We start from the raw sequence: 20,274 nt of genomic DNA on the forward strand, positions 1-20,274 counted from the left end.
CGGCGCTAAAGAGCACCGGTTGTGTCACGCTTTATCGCATCAGATAGCGACGGGCGCTTTGATGCCCGGATGCGGGTCATAGCCCTCAATCTCGAAATCATCAAAGCGATAGTCGAAGATTGATGCCGGTTTGCGTTTGATAATCAGCTTCGGCAGCGCACGCGGTTCGCGGGTCAGCTGGAGATGCGTCTGTTCCATATGGTTGCTGTAAAGATGGGTGTCCCCACCGGTCCAGACAAAATCGCCCACTTCCAGATCGCACTGCTGCGCCATCATGTGGACTAACAGCGCATAGCTGGCAATGTTAAACGGCAGGCCGAGGAACACGTCACAGGAGCGCTGATAGAGCTGGCAGGAGAGCTTGCCGTCAGCGACATAGAACTGGAAGAACGCGTGGCACGGTGCCAGCGCCATTTTATCCAGCTCGCCGACGTTCCAGGCGGAAACGATGATTCGGCGCGAGTCTGGATCGTTTTTAAGCTGGTTCATCACGGTGGTGATCTGGTCAATATGGCGGCCATCAGGCGTTGGCCAGGCGCGCCACTGCTTGCCATAAACCGGGCCCAGGTTGCCGTTTTCATCTGCCCACTCGTCCCAGATTGAGACGTTATTTTCGTGCAGATACGCAACGTTGGTATCGCCTTGCAGGAACCAGAGCAGTTCATGAATGATCGAGCGCAGGTGGCAGCGCTTTGTCGTCACCAGTGGGAAGCCTTCTTGCAGGTTGAAGCGCATCTGGTGGCCAAAAATGGAGAGCGTACCGGTGCCGGTGCGGTCGTTTTTCGGCGTGCCCTCGTCGAGCACTTTTTTCATCAATTCAAGATACTGTTTCATGGTTCCTCAGGAAATTTGTTGCTGTGGACGACGACGATACGCCCAAATCATCATAATGGCACCCGCGACAATCATCGGAATGGAGAGGATCTGCCCCATGCTGATGTACTGTACCCATTCGCCGGTAAACTGTGCGTCAGGCTGACGGAAGAACTCGACGATAATACGGAATGCGCCGTAGCCAATCAGGAACAGGCCGGAGACAGCGCCCATCGGACGCGGTTTGCGGATAAACAGGTTGAGGATGATAAACAGCACCACGCCTTCCAGCGCCAGCTCGTACAGCTGAGACATATGGCGCGGCAGAACGCCGTAGGTATCAAAAATGGACTGCCACTCCGGGTGTGATGGCAGCAGCGCGATATCCTCTGCGCGGGAGCCCGGGAAGAGCATCGTGTACGGCACGCTCGGGTCGACGCGGCCCCACAGCTCACCGTTGATAAAGTTACCCAGACGGCCAGCGCCGAGACCAAACGGGATCAGCGGTGCGATAAAATCTGAAACCTGGAAGAAGTTGCGTTTGGTGCGTTTGGCAAAAATCACCATCACCAGGATCACCCCAATCAGGCCGCCGTGGAAGGACATGCCGCCATCCCAGACGCGGAACAGATAGAGAGGGTCATTCAGGAATACCGGGAAGTTATAGAACAGCACATACCCAATACGGCCACCGAGGAACACGCCGAGGAAGCCCGCATAGAGCAGGTTTTCAACTTCGTTTTTAGTCCAGCCGCTGCCCGGACGACTGGCGCGACGGCCAGCGAGCCACATGGCAAAAATGAAGCCCACCAGGTACATCAGACCGTACCAGTGAAGCGAAACAGGTCCTACTGAGAAAATGACCGGATCAAATTCCGGAAAATGCAGATAACCACTGTTCATCTGTCACCACAAGATGTTGTTATTCCGCTGAAAGTGGACAGCGGTAGAAATGCGATTCTGCCGTAAGCAGAGGCTCCAAAGTTGCGAATCATAGCACAAGGCGGGCGCGGAGGATGCGCCAGAGATGTAAAAGATGTGTATAGGGTTTTATGCGCGCTGGAGCCCTCTCCCGGAGGGAGAGGCAGAAAGATGATTAGCGGCCGCCGCGGATCAGGCCGCCCATACCGCGTCGTTCCATAAACGCTGCGACCTGATGACGAACCTCAGCGGCCAGCTGCGCGTCAAGGCTGCGTTCAGCCAGCTCGCGGGCATCGTTGATATCGATATGTCGCAGCAGGTACTTCACGCGGGCGACAGCGCGACCGTTCATCGACAGATGGCGGTACCCCAGACCAATCAGGATCGCAACGCACATTGAATCCCCGGCCATTTCACCGCACAGGCGTAAATCAATGCCGTACTGTTCCGCTTCACGGGCAATCATCGCTAACGCGCGAATGATCGCCGGGTGCAGGCTGTCGTAGATACTGGCGACACGCGTATTGTTACGATCGACGGCCAGAATATATTGTGTCAGGTCGTTCGTGCCGACAGAGATAAAATCAACACGGTTTGCCAGCTGCGGCAGCATAAAGACCATAGACGGCACTTCAAGCATCACCCCGATCCGCGGTTTCGGGATCGCATAGCCGATCATCTCTTCCACTTCACGGCCGGCACGTTCGATCAGTCGCCGGGACTCGTCGATCTCATCAATGCTGGTGACCATCGGGAGTAAGATGCTGAGATTGCCCGTCGCCGCGTTGGCGCGCAGCATTGCACGCACCTGGATCAAGAAGATCTCCGGCTGATCGAGCGTAATGCGGATCCCACGCCAGCCCAGGCACGGGTTTTCTTCGCTGATCGGCATATAGGGCAGCTGTTTATCCGCGCCGACATCGAGGGTTCGCAGGGTGACAGGTTTGTCGTTAAACATCTGCAGCATCCCCTGATACTGCGCCACCTGTTCCTCTTCGGAGGGGAAACCGCTCTGCAGCATGAACGGGATTTCAGTACGGTACAGGCCAATACCGTCGATGCGGCTGCCAAGCTTTTCTTCATGCTCAGGGCTTAAACCGGCGTTGAGCATGACTTTGATCCGCTCTCCGCTCTTAAGCTGTGCGGGCAGGTTAACGTCATCTTCCGCCAGCTTGCTTAATTCATTCTCTTCGCTGATAAGACGCTGGTATTCCTGGAGCAGAACCGGCTCAGGATCGACCAGCAGCTCACCGCGATAGCCGTCCACTACCAGCGTACGGCGGTGCAGTACCGACGGCTGGATATCCGCGCCCATAACGGTTGGAATACCCAGCGCGCGCACCATAATGGCGGCATGCGAGTTGGCTGCGCCATCGCGCACCACCACACCGGCCAGCCTGTCCTGAGGCAGTTCAGCCAGCGTCGTTGCCGAGAGCTCATCGGCGACCAGAACAAACCGTTTTGGCCAGGCATTCGGCCCCTGAATGGTGTCATCGAGATGGAACAGCAGACGCTGTCCCAGGGCGCGGAGATCGCCAGCCCGTTCTTTCAGGTAACCGTCGGTCAGTGCCGCAAATTGATCGGCAAATTTTTCGATGACCTTCTTAACCGCCCACTCTGCGACCGAGCCTTTATCCACTTCCGCAAACAGCTCACGACGCAGACGCGCGTCGGAGAGCAGGTGAGAATAGAGGTCGAAAATGGCCGCCGTCTCTTTCTGTGCGCCTGCGGCAAAGCGCTTGCTGTAACGACGAAATTCATTCGCCGCCTCTTCCAGCGCGGCGGTAAGACGCTCGCGCTCAAGCGCTTCATCAAGCGTAGAGGCTTCGTAAACCTGCTCCATTAACGGCAGCGTGGCGTCCATCCAGCCTTCCGCAATTGCTACGCCTGGCGATGCCGGAAGGGCACGAATGCGCGTATGGCGATATTGACCAAAGAGCGCGGCAAGCTGGGACTGGGAGAGGATCGCCGCCATCTGCGTGGCCAGCGTGACGAGGAAAGACTCTTCGCTTTCATCGTACTGACGTAGCTCGCGCTGCTGGACGACCAGCACGCCGAGCAGCTGGCGACGCTGGATAATCGGCACGCCAAGGAAAGCGCGGAAGCGCTCTTCTTTTACGGAAGGGATGTATTTAAAGCTGGGGTGTTTTTGCGCGTCAGCAAGGTTGATGGGTTCAGCCAGCCGCCCAACCAGGCCCACGATACCTTCATCAAATGCGAGCGTGACGGTGCGTCCACGTGGTTTTTTCAAACCACGGGTCGCCATCAGGTAATAGCAGCGCCGATCGTGGTCGGCCAGATACACCGAACAGACCTCGGTCTCCATCGCAAGACAGATGTCAGTGACCAGAATATTCAGCGCCTCGTTCAGACGCGGAGCACTGGCCACCTTCTCGACTATTTCTCGCAAGCGGGTGAGCATGATTTGCGTAGCTTAACCTCTTTTACGTCGCCAGGCAGGTGCGCTTTGCGGCTTAGGCGGGATCTCCTGAAGCTGCATTACCACACTTGCAAACTCTTTCATCACCCTACGGTAAACATCGCGTTTAAATGACACGACCTGACGAACAGGATACCAATAGCTCACCCAGCGCCAGCCATCGAACTCCGGCGTACTGCTGGTTTGCATATTGATGTCTGAATCGTTGCCCACCAACTGCAACAGAAACCACTTCTGTTTCTGGCCGATACAAACCGGCTTTGTGTCCCAACGCACCAAACGTTTCGGTAACTTGTAACGCAACCAGTTGCGGGTCGAAGCCAGGATGCGAACATCTTTACGGCTTAAACCGACCTCTTCAAAAAGCTCCCGGTACATCGCTTGTTCTGGGGACTCTCCCGGATTGATCCCGCCTTGAGGGAACTGCCAGGAGTGCTGACCATATCGCCGGGCCCACATTACCTGACCCTGACGATTACAAATTACTATTCCTACGTTCGGGCGGTAGCCATCGTCATCAATCACCGGACTACCCCAAACTAAACCTTATATATGAATGATTGTTTCACACTACAGGGAGGCGGTAAACCACTCTCTTACAGGGCTGCAACCTAATAACATTTGAATAACTCACAAATAAATGCTGAGTTATAAACAGATGAGAGGCAGTGAAGGGAATTTTATTCACCTTTTCTGTGGATATAGTTGTGAAGAAGTGTCTGATTACCGATGAACAACCTCAAACGATGCAGTTTCCCCCTTTTCACCTGAATTAAATAATGCAATTATTTTCATACAGTTAAATGTATTTTCATGAGCATAAAACAGAATATCGTGACGATCGTCACATCAGGGATCGTCGTGCTGATGAAAGATCGAACAGCGTCGGTTTTATCCACAGATTGTGCCAATAAGTTAGTCAAAATTTGTTTGAAAATTCGATTTTCATCGCACGTCAAGGCTGTAAATTGAAACAGTAGTCAGGGTTATGCCCAGTTATCCCATTTTTCTGTGGATAACATGGTGTAAGATCCTGTTCATTGTCAGTGACCAGATTTGAACAACCGGTTTTTTGAGTCTGGTGAAACGATTTCAAACCAATAAAAAAACCTATAAATCATAGACATGGAATATTGGTACAGAAATAGTTAAACTCTATCCACAGGGGAGAATTTCTTCGTTTATTTTTTAATCAAAAGGTTACCTTCATGCATCCGCTTACACCCTTGCTCTCGCCGCCGTCCAGCGAGGGCCAGTTGCTACAGCAGGCACAGCGTCTTGCAGGCTTTTCGCTTGGCGAGCTGGCGGCAATGGCAGGGCTTCAGATCCCGAAGGATCTGAAACGGGATAAAGGCTGGATCGGCATGCTGCTTGAGCTGTGGCTGGGTGCCAGCGCAGGGAGCAAACCCGAGCAGGATTTTGCAGCGCTTGGCGTGGAGTTAAAAACCATCCCGATAGACAGCCAGGGCAAGCCTCTTGAGACCACCTTCGTCTGCGTTGCGCCACTAACCGGCAACACCGGCGTGACGTGGGAAACCAGCCACGTTCGCCACAAGCTGAAGCGCGTGTTGTGGGTACCGGTCGAAGGTGAACGTCAGATCCCCCTGGCTGACCGTCGCGTTGGCGCGCCGCTGCTCTGGAGCCCGAACGACGATGAGGAGCAACAGCTGCGTCTGGACTGGGAGGAGCTGATGGACATGATTGTGCTTGGGCAGGTAGAGCGCATCACCGCCCGACACGGAGAAGTTTTACAATTGCGCCCGAAAGCGGCCAACAGCAAAGCGCTTACCGAGGCAATCGGCGCGAAGGGTGAGCCGATACTGACGTTACCGCGCGGTTTTTATCTCAAAAAGAATTTCACCGGCGCACTCCTTGCCCGTCATTTCCTGTTAAAAACATAGTTTTTTACTTATTTTGCGAGCTCTCAAACATAATCGACTGCTTTTTAAGATTTTACCGCTTCCTCAAGTCGCCATATCGGGTTAATACTAGATTATGATTTGATACGCGCCAGATGAGGACGATAACGATGAAAAAATGGGCAGTGTTAGTTTCAGCAGTCGGTTTAGCGTTTGCCGTATCGGGCTGTAGCAGCGATTACGTCATGGCGACAAAAGATGGTCGAATGATCCTGACCGACGGCAAACCCGAAGTCGACGATGATACCGGTCTGGTCAGCTACCGCGACCAGGAAGGCAATAAAATGCAGATCAATCGCGACGAAGTATCGCAAATTATCGAGCGATAAACAGATAAAGGTCAGTCGCTTACTGGCCTTTTTGATTTTTTTCTTCCCCTTTTGCTTCCCCTCTGCCATGTTTATATTCCTTTGTCGGGCACGCCCTGACGCGGTCTATAAGTCTACTGAGGAAGCCGGCTATGCATTATCACCGTATCCCCCACAGCGCTCTGGAAATAAGCCAACTGGGGTTGGGCACGATGACATTTGGTGAACAAAACAGCGAAGCCGATGCCCATGCACAACTCGATTACGCCGTCAGCCAGGGGATTAACCTGATTGATGTCGCAGAGATGTACCCTGTTCCGCCACGTCCGGAAACGCAGGGACTTACCGAAACCTACGTCGGTAACTGGCTGGCAAAACGCGGCAACCGTGAAAAGCTGGTGATTGCCTCAAAAGTCAGTGGTCCTGCGCGCAACAACGATACCGGGATCCGCCCGAATCAGATCCTCGATCGCAAGAATATCCGCGCCGCACTGGACGCCAGCCTGAAGCGCCTGCAAACCGACTATCTCGACCTGTATCAGGTGCACTGGCCGCAGCGTCCAACCAACTGCTTTGGTAAGCTCGGCTACAGCTGGAATGAGAGCGCCCCCGCCGTAACGCTGCTGGAAACGCTGGAAGCGCTGACCGAGTGCCAGCGCGCGGGAAAAATCCGCTACATTGGAGTCTCTAACGAAACGGCCTTTGGCGTAATGCGCTATCTGCACCTGGCGGATAAACACGATTTGCCGCGTATCGTTACCATTCAGAACCCGTACAGCCTGCTTAACCGTAGCTATGAAGTGGGTCTGGCCGAAGTGACGCAATATGAAGAAGTGGAACTGCTCGCCTATTCCTGTCTCGGCTTTGGCACGCTGACGGGGAAATACCTGAACGGCGCGAAACCGGCCGGGGCGAGAAATACCCTCTTTAGCCGCTTTACCCGCTACAGCGGCGAGCAGACGCAGAAAGCCGTTGCCGCCTATGTGGATATCGCAAAGCGTCACGGTCTAGACCCTGCACAGATGGCGCTGGCCTTCGTGCGTCGTCAGCCGTTTGTTGCCAGCACCCTGCTGGGCGCAACCACGATGGAACAGCTGAAAACCAATATTGAGAGTTTCCATCTGAACCTGAGTGAAGAGGTGTTAGCGGAGATTGAAGCGGTTCATCAGGTATACACATACCCGGCACCGTAATAAAAGCAAAACGGCAACGCAGGTTGCCGTTTTTGGGTTTGCTCCCTCTCCCGGTGGGAGAAGGCCGGGTTGAGGGCATCAGGCCGCACTTATCAACGCCGACGCTGCCAGATCCACAATCCCGCAATCGCCAGCGCAAACAGCCCGCCAAACCCGACGCCAATCCCCACCACCGGCACACCCACTTTTACCGCCAGCGAGTAGAGCCCCAGCATTAACAGCATCGCCAGGTTTTCACCCAGGTTTTGTACCGCGATGGCGTTCCCCGCCCCGACGGTCTGCTTGCCACGCTCCTGCAGCAACGCGTTCAGCGGTACCACGAAGAAACCGCCCAGAATACCAATCAGGATGAGGAGGACATACGCAGGCAATAATGCATGCTGCAGCGAGAAAATCAGCACCACGACGCCAATCAGGATCCCTGCGGGCATGCAGCGTGCTACCGTCTCGAGCGTCACCAACTTCGCCGCCGCGCCTGCCCCAACCACAATCCCGATGGCCACCATCGCGTTAAGATAGGTCGGCGTCGCGTTGTCGGTAATTCCCAGCGCCACCGGCACCCACAGCACCAGCAGGAAGCGCAGCGTGACGCCCGCGCCCCAGAACATGCTGGTCCCCATCAATGAGAAACGCGTTTCACCGTTACGCCACAGCACGCGACAGGCGGTAAAGAAACTGCCGGTCATCGGTTTAAAGCGCCAGGATTGCCCCGGACGAGCCACCGGCAGTTTGGGAATAAACAGGTTCGCCACGACCGCGCCGCCATACACCACCGCGCAGATGCCCAGTGCCGCCAGGACATGCCAGTCGGCCAGTACGCCGCCCGCGACGGATCCGAGCAGGATTGCGGCAATGGTTGACGACTCCATCAGGCCGTTGGCTTTCACCAGCTTATCGCCCGTGGTCAGCTCTCCGAGAATGCCATACTTCGCCGGGGAGTAGGCGGCAGCGCCAATGCCCACCAGCGTGTAGCCAATAAACGGGTTGAAGCCAAAGCAAATGCTGGCGGCACCCAGCAGCTTGAGGCCGTTGGCAAACATCATCACCCGGCCTTTCGGGAAACTGTCCGCCACCTGCCCGACGAACGGAGCAAAGATAATGTAAGCGCCCACAAACACCATCTGCAGGATCGGCTGGCTCCAGTCGGGGTAAAACTCGGCCTTCAGCAGCGCCAGCGTTGCAAACAGCAGCGCGTTATCACCAAACGCAGAGAGAAACTGCGCGGCGATGACGGCCATCATGCCTTTCGACCTGAGCGATGTGTTAGTGTGTACTGACTCACGCATTTTGCTGTTCCGCCTCTTCAACCATGCCTTTCAGGGTCACGAAATCGGGCTTCCCGCTACCCAGCACCGGGAGCTGCTTCAGGTAGCGAATATCGCGCGGCACGGCCAGTTCAGGAATACCGTGTTCACGCGCATAGCTCAGTAACCTGTCGCGCTTAAGCTCAGCGTCGGTCGTAAACAGCACCAGCGCCTCGCCTTTGCTGGCATCGCTCTTCACTACCGTTGCGTGCATCTTATCCGCGGACACGGCCGTCGCCAGTTGCTCAACCATTTCCAGAGAGACCATTTCACCGGCGATTTTGGCGAAGCGCTTCGCCCGTCCCTGAATCTGTACAAAGCCTTGTTCATCAAAACGGACAATATCACCGGTGTCGTACCAGCCGGTTTCAACCTCGCCGTTGACGTTTTCCGCCGTCGGCACCTCAAGCACGCCTGGGTTTTCCACGCGCAGATAACCGTTCATCACGTTTGGCCCTTTCAGCTGCAGACGGCCACCGTCTTCAATGCCCGGCACGGCCAGCAGACGCGCGTCCATCCCCGGCAGAATTCGGCCCACCGTGCCCGGCTTCGCCGCCATCGGTACGTTAATCGAGACCACGGGAGCACACTCGGTAACGCCATAACCTTCGAGAATGCGCAGGCCAAACTTGTCCTGCCAGATCTGACGCGTGCTCTCCTGCAGTTTTTCCGCACCGGCCACCACATACCGCACGCGATAGAAATCGTACGGATTAGCAAAACGCGCATAGTTGCCGAGGAACGTTGAGGTGCCGAACAGGACGGTACAGTTACGGTCATACACCAGCTCCGGCACAATCCGGTAATGCAGCGGGCTTGGATAAAGGAACACTTCTGCGCCGGTCAGCAGCGGCGTAAACAGCCCCACCGTCAGGCCAAAGGAGTGGAACAGCGGCAGCGCCGACATAAAACGGTCATCCGCGGTAAAGTCGGCAATGCTTTTAATTTGCTCAACGTTCGCCAGAATGCTCTTGTGGCTGTGGACGACGCCTTTCGGGTTGCCCTCCGAACCCGACGTGAAGAGGATAATCGAGTCATCTTCCGGCTGCTGTTTGACCTGCGCCAGACGCGGCATCAGCAGGTGAGCAAAAATCCACAGCTTGTCACCGGTGGTGACGTCCGCTTTCAGATCCTCCAGGAAGACCCAGCGCACCTGGGTGAGCTGCTCGGGAAGATGCCAGAGCTTGCCTTTGTCCAGGAACTGACGGGAAGTAAAGACGGTATTAATCTGGGCAGCGGTGATGGCGCTGGTCAGTCCTTTCACCCCCGCCGTGTAGTTCATCATTGCCGGGATGCGCCCCCGGGAAACCGCACCAAAAATCACCGCCGCGCTGATGCCCGCGTTAGGCAGCATCAGGCCAATCTTTTCGCCCTTTTTGCTGTACTTCTCCAGAATGCGGCCCACAAACAGGGTCTTAGTCAGCAGCTTTCGATAGGTATCCGGGGTAAAGTTGATGTCTTCGATGCAGTTTTTCTTCGCGCCATAGCGGTGCTGGGCAGAAAGCAGAGATTCGTACAGCGTTTCGCGCGGGCGCACGGCCATGCGCGCTTCCATCATAATCTGATGCAGCATTTCCCCGGCGATTTTACGGCGATCGCGGGCACGCGGCGCATCCGGCATCGGTAACGACGTGGGCGGCAGAATATGCAGCGTGATTTTTGGGAACAGACGCTGCTTCACCAGCCCCTTCAGGCGGCTGAAATGGGTCAACTCTGCGCCTTCAATGCGCAGCGGCACCACGGTCGCTTTTGACTTCGCGGCAACAAACCCCGCGCCGTCGTAAATTTTCATCAGCGAACCGGTCACTGAAATACGCCCTTCCGGGAAAATCACCACCGGACGACCCTGCTCGACCAGACGCACCAGATGCTTAATCATCATCGGCTTTGTCGGGTCGAGCGGCACAAAATCAATCAGCGGCGTGAGCCAGCGCATGTACCACTGCTGGCTGATAGAGGTATAGACCGCAAACACCGGGCGCACGGGTAAAAATAGCGCCAGCAGAATGCCGTCTATAAAGGAAACATGATTTGGTGTGATAAGAACGCGTTCACCGCGAAGCGCCTGGGCATCGCCAGTGACGCGGATGCGAAAAAGAATACGGAACAGTGTACGGAAGAACCCAAATAGCATCTCAACTCCCTTTGCCAGCCAGTGTGGAGGGTTGATAGTAAATGGTGGCAGATTACACGAGAAGTGATACGGGAGCGACAGCAAAAGTGGAGGCGAAAAAAAACCTGCGCATCCGCGCAGGTTGGTGCAAGAGATGAGTACGAAACCGTACTAAGAATTCTCACCAATCAATACCTCTGGGATCTTGATTGTGGCCGTTCGCCCTGCGCTTCGCCAGCAGGAAAACGCAAGGGAATGAGCCTAAGTGCAACCAGGTGTGAATATTCTCTGTTGCTGTTACAGATTGAACTATCAGGCAAAAAAAACCTGCGTAAAAACGCAGGTTGGTGTAAAGCGTGTTAATCAACCGGAGTTGATTCCACCTATCAATACCTCTGGGACTTTGACTGTATCAACCTCTTTGACCACCTCGCCATCGGCCAATCGCAACAGCCTGACGCAAAGTGTAACCAAAGGTTCAGATTGACATTCTTCAGACATGACTGCGCGTGTAACGATTACACTACCAGGGTTGTCCTGCGTCACGTTTGTGGAGCGCGGAAATCCGCTCCCCTTGAATGCGCGCCGCTTTTCCGCAACACTATTTGGTGTGTAAACGCTTACCCCCAATAAGAAGGTAATGAATGGCGACAATAAAGGATGTGGCCCGTCTGGCAGGTGTGTCGGTGGCAACCGTCTCTCGTGTGATTAACGACTCCCCAAAAGCCAGTGACGCATCGCGCCAGGCGGTACAAACCGCCATGGAATCCCTGAATTATCATCCCAATGCCAATGCCCGCGCGCTTGCCCAGCAGTCCACCGAAACCATTGGGCTGGTGGTGGGTGATGTTTCCGACCCCTTTTTCGGCGCCATGGTGAAAGCGGTTGAACAGGTCTCTTATCAGACAGGCAATTTTTTGCTGATCGGCAACGGCTATCACAATGAGCAAAAAGAACGCCAGGCCATCGAGCAGCTGATCCGCCACCGCTGCGCCGCGCTGGTAGTTCACGCCAAAATGATCCCGGATGCCGAGCTGATTCACCTGATGAAGCAGATGCCCGGAATGGTGATCATCAACCGCATTATTCCCGGGTTTGAAAAACGCTGTGTGGCCCTCGACGACCGCTACGGTGCCTGGCTTGCGACCCGTCATCTGATTCAACAGGGCCATACCCGGATTGGCTATCTCTGTTCCAATCACCCGATTTCTGATGCGGAAGACCGTCTGCAGGGCTACTACGACGCCCTGCGCGAAAACGGCCTGCCGTGTAATGACCGTCTGGTGGCCTACGGTGAACCGGATGAGAGCGGCGGTGAACAGGCCATGACCGAGCTGCTGGGTCGTGGACGAAATTTCACGGCGGTTGCCAGCTATAACGACTCGATGGCCGCAGGGGCAATGGGGGTGCTGAATGACAACGGGATTGAGGTACCGGCAGAAATTTCGCTGATTGGCTTCGATGACGTGCTGGTCTCTCGCTATGTGCGCCCGCGTCTGACGACCGTGCGTTACCCGATTATCACCATGGCAACGCAGGCCGCCGAGCTGGCGCTAGCGCTGGCTGAACAGCGCCAGCCGCCGGATATTACGCATCTGTTTAGCCCGACGCTGGTTCGCCGTCACTCCGTTGCGTCACCTGCGGAAGCGCAGAGCGAATAGCGATAGAGGTGAACCCGCGTGTTGGGGTATTCCAGCCCATCACCGATATACTGCCAGCCGTAACGTTCGTAGAAGTCGCGGCAGGCAGACCAGAGGTGCAGTTCTTCATATCCCGCCAGCGCGGCCCAGGTAATAACGTGCTGCTGTAGCTTTCCTGCCAGTCCCTTGCCTCGCGCCGCGTCGTCAACGTAGAGCGCCGCCAGCCACGGAAAGAGATCCTGACGGGTGATCAAATCGCAGCGCCAGAGTCCTACCGTACCAACAAGCTGTTCGTCTTCTACGGCGATAAAGGTCAGCGGTAATGCTCCCGGCGTCTGGCTGTGCTCAATAATGCTGTGGAAAAATTCCCGAGAAAGCCCTTCGCCAAAGGCCTGCCAGAGCCAGTCGGTGACCTGCTCCGCATAGTGCGGTGCCTGGTACAGCGGAAGGATGACACTCTTTTTCACGTTTCACCTGTGTTTTCTCATGTACTTGCTGGCCTGTCGCCCCAGCTCGGTTCGGCGATTATTTTACCAGAGTCAGACTATTTAGTTTTACTTCAGGCATGCCAGACGAATCGTGACCAAAAAGCGTGATCGTGGCAGAAGTTTTGCGCTTCCCGCATCGCCTATACGCCGTGAGGTCTGTGTTAAACTGCAAATCATTACGTGGAAGCAGGAATGTAGAATGGCAACAATGCTGGATGTCTCACTGCGTGCGGGCGTGTCGAAGGCTACCGTCTCGCGCGTGCTGAACGGCACAGGTCAGGTTAAAGAGAGTACGCGTCAGCAGGTCTTTGCTGCGATGGAAGAGCTGGGCTATCGCCCGAACTTTCTCGCGCGTTCGCTGGCTAACCAGACCAGCAACAGCATTGGCCTGGTCGTCTCGACCTTCGACGGCTTTTACTTTGGTCGTCTTCTCCAGCAGGCGTCGCGGCAGACGGAAACTCACGGGAAACAGCTGATCGTCACCGACGGTCACGACGCGCCGGAACAGGAAGAACAGGCGGTGCAGATGCTGGCCGATCGCCAGTGCGATGCCATCGTGCTTTACACGCGCTACATGAGCGAAAAAGCGATCGTCAAACTGATGAATACCGTGAAAACGCCGCTGGTGGTCATTAACCGTGAAGTGAGCCAGGCGCCGGATCGCTGCGTGTTTTTCGAACAGCAGGATGCCGCATTTAAGGCCGTGGATTACCTGATCGCCCAGGGCCATCGGGAGATCGCCTGTATCACCGTTCCGATCCATACCCCAACCGGGAAAGCGCGGCTGATGGGCTACCGTAAAGCGCTGGAAAAGCACGGCATTCGTCTGGACGAGCGTCGGATAAAGTACGGCGATGCGGGAATGACGCGGGGATACGAGCTGTGCAAGGAGTTGATTGCCGACGGAGTGCCGTTTAGCGCCCTGTTTGCCTGTAACGACGATATGGCCCTGGGTGCGTCCAAAGCGTTACACCAGGCGGGGCTTAAAATTCCGCAGGATATTTCACTGTTCGGCTTTGACGATGCCCCAAGCGCGAAATGGCTGGAGCCCGCGCTCTCATCGGTTTATCTGCCCATCGACAATATGATTGTCACGGCCATCGATCAGGCGATCCGGCTGGCAAAAAACCAGCCGGTCGATGCTATCCCGCCGTTTACCGGCACGCTGGTGTTACGCGATTCGGTCACAACGGGGCCGTACTTTCATCAGATGAGTTCTAAAGCCAGAAGTTCCTGAATGGTCTGGCGACGACGGATCAGCCGTGCCTTGCCGTTATCAAACAGCACTTCCGGCAGCAGCGGGCGGCTGTTGTAGTTAGATGACATCGACGCCCCGTAGGCACCGGTATCATGCAGCACAAGATAATCACCCGGTTTGACCTCTGGCAGCGCGCGGGTCTCCACTTTGCCGCCTTCCTGCTGGGTAAACACGTCACCCGATTCGCACAGCGGGCCCGCAACGACCGTCTCAACGCGCGGCGCCTGCGTTAAATCACGGCCGTCGGAAGCCAGGGCGGTAATGTGGTGATAGCTGCCGTACATGGACGGACGCATCAGATCGTTAAAGCCTGCGTCAATCAAGACGAAGTGGCGAGACCCCATCTCTTTGACGCTGCGCACCTGCGAAACCAGCACGCCGGCTTCCGCCACCAGGAAACGACCCGGCTCAATTTCCAGCTTCACCGCGTGACCAAGATGCGCGGCGATTTGGTCACGCGCGGCGCTCCACAGACCGTAGTAGTGATCGGTATCGATCGCCTCTTCGCCTTCGCGATAAGGAATGGAGAGACCGCCACCGGCTGAGATCGCCTCCAGATCCTGACCGAAGTCGACAACCTGGCGCACCATCGCACCGCACACCTGCTCCAGGTGGCCGTAATCGACGCCAGAGCCAATGTGCATATGAATCCCCACCAGCTTCAGGCCATAGCGCTGTAATACCTCCAGCGCGGCAGGCATATCGGCATACCAGATTCCGTGCTTGCTGTTTTCACCGCCGGTATTGGTTTTTTGGCTGTGACCATGACCAAAGCCTGGATTCACGCGCAGCCAGACGCGATGGCCGGGAGAAACCTGACCCAGCTGCTCCAGCATATCTACAGAACCGGCATTCACCGGGATCTGCAGTTCGTGGACGCGCGCAAGCGTCGCATCGTCGATCACATCGGCGGTGAAGACGATCGCGTCGCCGTCGGCTTTCGGATCGAATCCGGCAGCCAGCGCGCGCTCGATTTCGCCAAGTGAAACGGAGTCGACCTTCACGCACTGCTCACGCATCAGGCGCAGAATATGAATATTGGAGCACGCCTTCTGGGCAAAACGCACCACGTCAAACTGATGCAGGGCGGCGATCTTCTCGCGAACAATCTGCGCGTCGTAGACCCACACCGGGCAGCCAAACTCGGCAGGCAGGCGCAGCAGGTTGTCGGCGTTCAAATCGGTCTCAGTCTGGTTCAGCGGGCGTGGCATGGTCTTCTCCGGGTAAATGCGTTTTGATGATTACGCCACAGCGCGAAGAGAATAAAAAATATCGTTTTATCGCGAGTCTATGCAAAAATGATATGGACAGTAATCTGCTTTCAGGTGCCCTATGCCCGCCGTCAATTTACGCCACATCGAGATTTTTCACGCCGTGATGACCACCGGCAATCTCACCGAAGCCGCACAGATGTTGCATACCTCGCAGCCGACGGTGAGCCGCGAGCTGGCCCGCTTCGAGAAAGTGCTGGGGTTAAAGCTGTTCGAGCGTACCCGGGGCAGGCTTCACCCGACGGTGCAGGGGTTGCGCCTGTTCGAGGAAGTCCAGCGCTCCTGGTACGGACTGGACAGAATAGTGAGTGCTGCGGAAAGCCTGCGCGAGTTTCGCCAGGGCGAGCTGTCTATCGTCTGCCTGCCCGTCTTTTCGCAATCCTTTTTGCCGATGCTGCTGCAGCCCTTTCTGGCCCGATACCCGGAGGTCAGCCTCACCATCGTGCCTCAGGAATCCCCTCTGCTTGAAGAGTGGCTTTCGGCCCAGCGCCATGATTTAGGGCTAACCGAAACCCTTTCCACGCCAGCGGGAACGGCGCGTACGGAGCTGATCTCGTTAGATGAAGTGTGCGTTCTGCCCGCCGGACATCGGCTTGCCGGTAAGGCAGTGCTCACGCCGGAGGATTTTCACGGGGAAAACTACATTAGCCTGTCGCAGACCGACAGTTACAGACAGCTGCTGGATACGCTATTTGCCGAGCATCAGGTCAAACGGCGAATGGTGGTGGAAACGCACAGCGCGGCTTCGATTTGCGCGATGGTGCGTGCAGGCGTCGGCGTCGCGGTGGTGAATCCGCTCACGGCGCTGGACTATGCCGGAAGCGGGATCGTCATCCGCCGCTTTAGCGTGTCCGTCCCGTTCACCGTGAGCCTGATCCGCCCGCTGCACCGTCCGGCTTCCGCGCTGGTGGACGCTTTCACCGAACACTTAAAGGAGCACGCGCGTCAGGTGGCGCTTCGCTTACCTGACCTGCAAAACCCGTTATGACAGCATAAACGCCACGGCATCCGCGGCATGGATGGCGGTGGTATCGAATACCGGGACGGGGCTTCGCTCGGCTGGCACCAGCAGGCCAATCTCGGTGCAGCCGAAGATCACCCCTTCTGCCCCCTGCTGCGCGAGTTTATCGATGACGCTGACGTAATACGCGCGGGAAGATTCGGTGAAGGTACCGAGGCAGAGCTCGTCAAAGATAATCTGATTGATGCGCGCCCGATCGTCTTCATCCGGGATCAGGCTCTCGATCCCAAATTCACTGTGCAAACGCCCGCGATAAAAATCCTGTTCCATGGTGTAGCGTGTGCCCAAAAGCGCTACGCGGCGCATACCGGATGCGGCAATCGCACGACCGGTCGCGTCCGCGATATGCAGAAACGGCAGCGAGCAGCGGTCCTCAATATGCGACGCCACTTTGTGCATGGTATTGGTACAAAGCACGATACCCTCGGCGCCGGCACGCTCCAGTCCCAGCGCCGCCTGGGCCAGGATCTCCCCGGCTTTATCCCACTCCCCGCTCGACTGGCAGGCTTCGATTTCATGGAAATCAACGCTGTGCAGCAGCAGGCTTGCGGAGTGCAAACCACCCAGACGCTGCTTTACCCCTTCATTAATCAGGCGGTAATAAGGGATTGTCGATTCCCAGCTCATTCCACCTAACAGGCCGATCGTTTTCATCATCCCTCCTTTTCTTTGTTTCTTTTTTAACACAACCGAAGTACATAAAAAAAGGCGCTGTATTCAGCGCCTTTTTAAACTGCAGAGCTTATTTAGCCACCGGCTCTGGCGGCGAAGTACGGGTGAGCATCGCCTCGCGCAGTAAAACGCTACCGCAGGCAAACATCCCCCCCAGGAGCGCCGCCAGAACGACAATCAGAGCCTTGCCCGGGCCATCCTTTTTCACCGGCATGGAGGGAGAAAGCTGGTATCTGAATGGCTCAAGTTTAACATCGGCAAAGGAGAGCTTTTTCAGCTGTGCGAGGTAGTATTCCCTGTTCTGGAAATCCGCATTCAGCTCGGTCACGTCCTTCAAATTTTTTTCAATCTGCAGCTTTTGCGCGATACCGTCAGCACCGAGCGCAACGGAGTAATCCGGGTCATCTTTTACGGCCTGCCCGTTGCTGTAAACCGGCCTCTTGATGCCTGCGGCATTTGCCACTTCCAGCGAATAATTCAGTCGCTGCAGGTTGGTATTGTGAATATTGGTCAGACGAACTCGATCCAGTTCCAGCTGCTGCTCAACGACGTTCGTTTTTAGGGCGATCAGGTTGCGGATATTCTGCACCGTCTCTTTTTCTACAATAGCCGCGATATAATCAATGTACCCCGCCAGGACGGCTTGCGCATCGTCAGCCGTCGGTGCAGTGAAGCTCAATGTCCAGGAAACATAAGGCGTTTTATCCGCCTCTTTTCCCTGAGCGTTATTCACCGCTTTCATTCGATCTGAAATGTTGACTATCGCGCGATGCAGCTCAAGCGGATCCACCGTGGTGCCTTGCAGCTTCGATGTTACGTAAGGAGAGGTTGTCATATACTCTTCGAGCAATGACTGAGACTGGAACTTTTTAATAAACAGGTCAAAGGTTTGCGGACGGGTAATCTTCACGTCCACATCAAGCACCTGTAACGCAACCATCATCTGGCGCAGTGGGTTCCACTGCAGCTGTTCTGCCGGGGTGATCACCGCTTTACTGGTCCACTTCTGCGGCAGTAAAAATGAAACGGCCAGCCCCACCAGCGCGAAAGTAAAGATAATGGCGGCGATACGTTTTTTCGCCGCCAGAAGGACCTCAAACAATCCCAGAAGATCTATCTCTTTTGCGCTTACAGACGGGGCGGCAAAACGGGGAAAGTCGAGGTCCGTGCTTTTTCTTAAATCCATTTCTGACATAGTGATTCTTCTTTTTCCGGATGCAACGCGTCTGCTCAATTGATAGCGGTGGCCCGACAATTCAACAATCTAAGAAAAATCCTAATGCCAGTTCCCTCTCTGTGTCTACTCCCTACCAGAGTTAGTAGTGATCTTAGTCACATTATTATTGTGGCTAAGCCGCTTTTTTTTCCAGTTACGGCATAGAGTGAAGCCTTCGAACATGCAGAACAATCACACGCCGATGTTTCGCAGTTTCTCTCCTGCCATCAGCTTGCGTTCGATATGTTCCAGCGTCACGCCTTTGGTTTCCGGGATCAGCCAGAACGTAACGCCAATAAACGCTACGTTCAGCACCGTATAGAGCCAGAAGGTTCCGGCAGCGCCAATCGCGTCCAGCAGCGTCAGGAACGTCGCGCCGATGATCATGTTCGACACCCAGTTGGTGGTCGTGGAACAGGTGATGCCAAAGTCACGGCATTTCAGCGGCTGAATTTCGGAGCACAGGATCCACACCACCGGCGCGGCGCTCATCGCGTAACCTGCGATACACATCATGGTCATACCGACAGAAAGCCAGGAAAGCCCGCTTGAGGCCGTGCCGTTATCAAACTGCATCAGGCAGTAGCCCAGAATCAGCGTGCCGAGCGCCATCACGCTGAAGCCAATTTTCAGCGCCGGTTTACGCCCGGCTTTGTCCACGGTGAATACCGCAATAAAGGTGGCGAACATGAAGGTCAGCCCGACCACCAGAGTCGCAATCATCTGCTGTTCCGTGGTGGTGAACCCGGCCATTTTGAAAATGCGCGGTGCGTAATACATGATGATGTTCATGCCGGTGAACTGCTGCATCGCCTGCAGCAACATGCCGAGGAAGACCGCACGGCGCACGTTGCGGTTGATCTTAAACAGCGCCCAGCCGCCCTGCTTTAGCTTCAGGCTTTCGCGGATTTCGTTCAGCTCTTCGCGCGCTTTTTCCGAGGTATCGCGCAGCATGCGCAGAACCTCTTCCGCCTCCACGTGACGCCCTTTTTGCGCCAGCCAGCGCGGGCTGTTTGGCAGGAAAATCACCAGGACGATCAGCACCAGCGCCGGTAAGGCCAGCACGCCCAGCATCGCGCGCCAGTTACCGCTGTAGCTGAAGTAGGTGTCAGACAGGAACGCCAGCACGATGCCCAGCGTGACCATCAGCTGATACATGCTGATCATCTTGCCGCGCACGTTTTCGCTCGCCATTTCGGAGAGATAAAGCGGCGCGGTGTAGGAGGCAATCCCCACCGCCACGCCCAGCAGCACGCGGGAGAGCAGCAGGATTTCAACGTTAGAGGCAAACGCCGAGCCAATAGAGCCGGCAACGAACAGAATCGCCCCGACCATCAGGCTGTATTTGCGCCCCAGACGAAACGACAGCCAGCCGTTGAACAGCGCGCCGATGGCCGCGCCGAGCATCATGCTGCTCACCACCCACTCCTGCAGGCGACTGCTGAGGGTAAAGTGATCGGTAATAAACGGTAATGCGCCGGCAATGACGCCGATATCCAGTCCAAATAACAGGCCCGCCACGGCGGCGGCAATGGAGACAAACTGGTTCATGCGGCGAGTATCACGCAGCGCAGCGGGCATTAGGGTAGAGTCATTTATCGATGTCATATTTTTCCTGCCTCAACAGCAAAATTCGTTAACTGAAATTACGAGAAAGCGAAGAAAAGTGTCAGGCAGGAAATCGCGAAGTTATGGAT

The 20,274-nt window shown here is 55.7% G+C and carries 17 protein-coding genes; 6 read left to right on the top strand and 11 right to left on the bottom strand.

What is annotated here, in order from left to right; all coding sequences use genetic code 11:
• Positions 1-39: 39 nt before the first annotated feature.
• The 4 genes from thyA to rppH all read right to left on the bottom strand — a co-directional run bounded on the left by thyA (position 40) and on the right by rppH (position 4,699).
• Complete coding sequence (gene thyA, locus ACZ6J2_RS21155) at positions 40-834, bottom strand: thymidylate synthase (RefSeq protein ID WP_014885081.1); 795 nt, start codon at positions 832-834, stop codon at positions 40-42.
• A 6-nt stretch (positions 835-840) separates the two neighbouring features.
• Positions 841-1,716, bottom strand: a complete 876-nt coding sequence (gene lgt / locus ACZ6J2_RS21160) for a prolipoprotein diacylglyceryl transferase (protein WP_023309046.1) — start codon at positions 1,714-1,716, stop codon at positions 841-843.
• A gap of 193 nt (positions 1,717-1,909) precedes the next feature.
• Positions 1,910-4,156 carry a phosphoenolpyruvate--protein phosphotransferase gene (gene ptsP, locus ACZ6J2_RS21165; RefSeq protein WP_023309047.1) on the bottom strand — a complete coding sequence of 749 codons (2,247 nt, stop codon included), beginning with the start codon at positions 4,154-4,156 and terminating at the stop codon, positions 1,910-1,912.
• Positions 4,157-4,168: 12 nt separating this feature from the next.
• On the bottom strand, positions 4,169-4,699 hold the full coding sequence (gene rppH / locus ACZ6J2_RS21170; protein ID WP_013098553.1) for an RNA pyrophosphohydrolase: 531 nt from the start codon (positions 4,697-4,699) through the stop codon (positions 4,169-4,171).
• A 683-nt stretch (positions 4,700-5,382) separates the two neighbouring features.
• Here rppH and mutH point away from each other — a divergent pair.
• From mutH to ACZ6J2_RS21185, 3 genes are all read left to right on the top strand, one after another.
• Positions 5,383-6,075 carry a DNA mismatch repair endonuclease MutH gene (mutH, locus tag ACZ6J2_RS21175; RefSeq protein ID WP_047060026.1) on the top strand — a complete coding sequence of 231 codons (693 nt, stop codon included), beginning with the start codon at positions 5,383-5,385 and terminating at the stop codon, positions 6,073-6,075.
• 128 nt (positions 6,076-6,203) lie between these two features.
• Positions 6,204-6,422: a YgdI/YgdR family lipoprotein gene (locus tag ACZ6J2_RS21180; RefSeq protein WP_008499668.1), complete on the top strand. Its 219-nt coding sequence runs from the start codon at positions 6,204-6,206 to the stop codon at positions 6,420-6,422.
• Positions 6,423-6,553: 131 nt separating this feature from the next.
• The gene (locus ACZ6J2_RS21185; protein WP_023309049.1) at positions 6,554-7,594 is read left to right on the top strand and encodes an NADP(H)-dependent aldo-keto reductase; all 1,041 of its coding nucleotides are present in this window, start codon (positions 6,554-6,556) and stop codon (positions 7,592-7,594) included.
• Between the two features lie 92 nt (positions 7,595-7,686).
• Here ACZ6J2_RS21185 and lplT read toward each other — a convergent pair whose 3' ends face one another.
• Together lplT and aas are read right to left on the bottom strand one after the other, a co-directional pair.
• Positions 7,687-8,880, bottom strand: coding sequence for a lysophospholipid transporter LplT (gene lplT, locus ACZ6J2_RS21190; protein WP_047060028.1), 1,194 nt, complete (start codon positions 8,878-8,880; stop codon positions 7,687-7,689).
• Positions 8,873-11,032: a bifunctional acyl-ACP--phospholipid O-acyltransferase/long-chain-fatty-acid--ACP ligase gene (gene aas / locus ACZ6J2_RS21195; RefSeq protein ID WP_471726586.1), complete on the bottom strand. Its 2,160-nt coding sequence runs from the start codon at positions 11,030-11,032 to the stop codon at positions 8,873-8,875. Before aas ends, lplT begins: the two co-directional genes overlap by 8 nt.
• Before the next feature lie 623 nt (positions 11,033-11,655).
• Here aas and galR point away from each other — a divergent pair.
• Positions 11,656-12,672 carry an HTH-type transcriptional regulator GalR gene (gene galR / locus ACZ6J2_RS21200; protein ID WP_023309052.1) on the top strand — a complete coding sequence of 339 codons (1,017 nt, stop codon included), beginning with the start codon at positions 11,656-11,658 and terminating at the stop codon, positions 12,670-12,672.
• Here galR and ACZ6J2_RS21205 read toward each other — a convergent pair.
• Positions 12,633-13,118 (bottom strand): GNAT family N-acetyltransferase, encoded by a 486-nt coding sequence (locus tag ACZ6J2_RS21205; protein WP_471726587.1) that lies wholly within the window; start codon positions 13,116-13,118, stop codon positions 12,633-12,635. The genes galR and ACZ6J2_RS21205 overlap by 40 nt on opposite strands.
• 220 nt (positions 13,119-13,338) lie before the next feature.
• On the opposite strand from ACZ6J2_RS21205, the gene ACZ6J2_RS21210 reads away from it, so the two are divergent.
• Positions 13,339-14,376 carry a LacI family DNA-binding transcriptional regulator gene (locus tag ACZ6J2_RS21210; protein ID WP_471726588.1) on the top strand — a complete coding sequence of 346 codons (1,038 nt, stop codon included), beginning with the start codon at positions 13,339-13,341 and terminating at the stop codon, positions 14,374-14,376.
• Here the strand turns inward: ACZ6J2_RS21210 and lysA are convergent.
• A complete protein-coding gene (gene lysA, locus ACZ6J2_RS21215) occupies positions 14,346-15,608 on the bottom strand; it encodes a diaminopimelate decarboxylase (protein ID WP_471726589.1) in 1,263 nt (420 codons plus the stop codon). The two genes, ACZ6J2_RS21210 and lysA, sit on opposite strands and share 31 nt — an antisense overlap.
• A 121-nt stretch (positions 15,609-15,729) precedes the next feature.
• Between lysA and ACZ6J2_RS21220 the strand changes: the two genes are divergently transcribed.
• Complete coding sequence (locus ACZ6J2_RS21220; RefSeq protein WP_047646287.1) at positions 15,730-16,656, top strand: LysR family transcriptional regulator; 927 nt, start codon at positions 15,730-15,732, stop codon at positions 16,654-16,656.
• Here the strand turns inward: ACZ6J2_RS21220 and ACZ6J2_RS21225 are convergent.
• The 3 genes from ACZ6J2_RS21225 to araE form a co-directional block, all read right to left on the bottom strand.
• Positions 16,651-17,343 (bottom strand): aspartate/glutamate racemase, encoded by a 693-nt coding sequence (locus ACZ6J2_RS21225; protein WP_471726611.1) that lies wholly within the window; start codon positions 17,341-17,343, stop codon positions 16,651-16,653. The two genes, ACZ6J2_RS21220 and ACZ6J2_RS21225, sit on opposite strands and share 6 nt — an antisense overlap.
• 88 nt (positions 17,344-17,431) lie before the next feature.
• A complete protein-coding gene (gene wzz(fepE), locus ACZ6J2_RS21230; protein ID WP_471726590.1) occupies positions 17,432-18,556 on the bottom strand; it encodes an LPS O-antigen length regulator Wzz(fepE) in 1,125 nt (374 codons plus the stop codon).
• Between the two features lie 213 nt (positions 18,557-18,769).
• Complete coding sequence (gene araE, locus ACZ6J2_RS21235; protein WP_471726591.1) at positions 18,770-20,185, bottom strand: arabinose-proton symporter AraE; 1,416 nt, start codon at positions 20,183-20,185, stop codon at positions 18,770-18,772.
• Positions 20,186-20,274 lie beyond the last annotated feature (89 nt).

This window comes from Enterobacter sp. E14S, from assembly GCF_055666685.1.

Bases quoted from the DNA above. Each gene is read 5' to 3' on its own strand.
- ACZ6J2_RS21210 (WP_471726588.1), top strand. From the start codon at position 13,339: ATGGCAACAATGCTGGATGTCTCACTGCGTGCGGGCGTGTCGAAGGCT.
- lysA (WP_471726589.1), bottom strand. From the start codon at position 15,608: ATGCCACGCCCGCTGAACCAGACTGAGACCGATTTGAACGCCGACAAC.
- ACZ6J2_RS21185 (WP_023309049.1), top strand. From the start codon at position 6,554: ATGCATTATCACCGTATCCCCCACAGCGCTCTGGAAATAAGCCAACTG.
- mutH (WP_047060026.1), top strand. From the start codon at position 5,383: ATGCATCCGCTTACACCCTTGCTCTCGCCGCCGTCCAGCGAGGGCCAG.
- ACZ6J2_RS21180 (WP_008499668.1), top strand. From the start codon at position 6,204: ATGAAAAAATGGGCAGTGTTAGTTTCAGCAGTCGGTTTAGCGTTTGCC.
- ACZ6J2_RS21220 (WP_047646287.1), top strand. From the start codon at position 15,730: ATGCCCGCCGTCAATTTACGCCACATCGAGATTTTTCACGCCGTGATG.
- thyA (WP_014885081.1), bottom strand. From the start codon at position 834: ATGAAACAGTATCTTGAATTGATGAAAAAAGTGCTCGACGAGGGCACG.
- lgt (WP_023309046.1), bottom strand. From the start codon at position 1,716: ATGAACAGTGGTTATCTGCATTTTCCGGAATTTGATCCGGTCATTTTC.
- aas (WP_471726586.1), bottom strand. From the start codon at position 11,032: ATGCTATTTGGGTTCTTCCGTACACTGTTCCGTATTCTTTTTCGCATC.
- lplT (WP_047060028.1), bottom strand. From the start codon at position 8,880: ATGCGTGAGTCAGTACACACTAACACATCGCTCAGGTCGAAAGGCATG.
- araE (WP_471726591.1), bottom strand. From the start codon at position 20,185: ATGACATCGATAAATGACTCTACCCTAATGCCCGCTGCGCTGCGTGAT.
- galR (WP_023309052.1), top strand. From the start codon at position 11,656: ATGGCGACAATAAAGGATGTGGCCCGTCTGGCAGGTGTGTCGGTGGCA.
- ACZ6J2_RS21225 (WP_471726611.1), bottom strand. From the start codon at position 17,343: ATGAAAACGATCGGCCTGTTAGGTGGAATGAGCTGGGAATCGACAATC.
- ptsP (WP_023309047.1), bottom strand. From the start codon at position 4,156: ATGCTCACCCGCTTGCGAGAAATAGTCGAGAAGGTGGCCAGTGCTCCG.